General features: G+C 64.6%; 1 pseudogene. It reads left to right on the top strand.

Annotated elements, in window-relative coordinates:
- Window positions 1-893 (top strand): annotated as a pseudogene (locus ACJ8HH_RS23850) (transketolase); the annotation flags it as partial.

Here is an 893-nt window from a genome sequence, read left to right on the forward strand (position 1 = left end):
TCTCGTAAAGAGCTTGCCAACGCCATCCGCGCACTCAGCATGGACGCCGTACAAAAAGCCAATTCCGGCCACCCGGGTGCCCCTATGGGCATGGCGGACATCGCCGAAGTCCTGTGGCGTGACTACCTCAACCACAACCCGACTAACCCGCACTGGGCTGACCGCGACCGTTTCGTGCTCTCCAACGGCCACGGCTCCATGTTGATTTACAGCCTCCTGCACCTCACCGGCTACGACCTGCCGATGCGCGAGCTGGAAAACTTCCGTCAGCTGCATTCCAAAACCCCAGGGCACCCGGAGTACGGCTACACCCCGGGCGTTGAGACCACCACCGGCCCGCTGGGCCAGGGCATCGCCAACGCCGTCGGCTTCGCCATCGCCGAACGCACCCTGGCCGCGCAGTTCAACCGCCCGGGCCACGACATCGTTGACCACCACACCTACGCCTTCATGGGCGACGGCTGCATGATGGAAGGCATCTCGCACGAAGTCTGCTCTCTGGCCGGTACCCTCAAGCTCGGCAAGCTGACCGCTTTCTACGATGACAACGGCATCTCCATCGACGGCCACGTCGACGGCTGGTTCACCGACGACACCGCCCTGCGCTTCGAAGCCTACGGCTGGCACGTGGTGCGCAACGTCGACGGCCACAACCCGGACGCCATCAAGGCCGCGATTGAAGAAGCCCGCAAGGTGACCGACAAGCCGTCGCTGCTGATGTGCAAGACCGTTATCGGCTTCGGTTCGCCGAACAAGGCCGGCACCCATGACGTGCACGGCGCCGCGCTGGGCGCCGCCGAAGTGGCCGCCACCCGCGAAGCGCTGGGCTGGAAATACGCCGCCTTTGAAATCCCGCAGGACATCTACGCCCAGTGGGACGCCAAGGAAGCCGG

Source organism: Serratia sp. CY32780 (assembly GCF_052169135.1).
Taxonomy (GTDB): Bacteria; Pseudomonadota; Gammaproteobacteria; order Enterobacterales; family Enterobacteriaceae; genus Serratia; species Serratia sarumanii.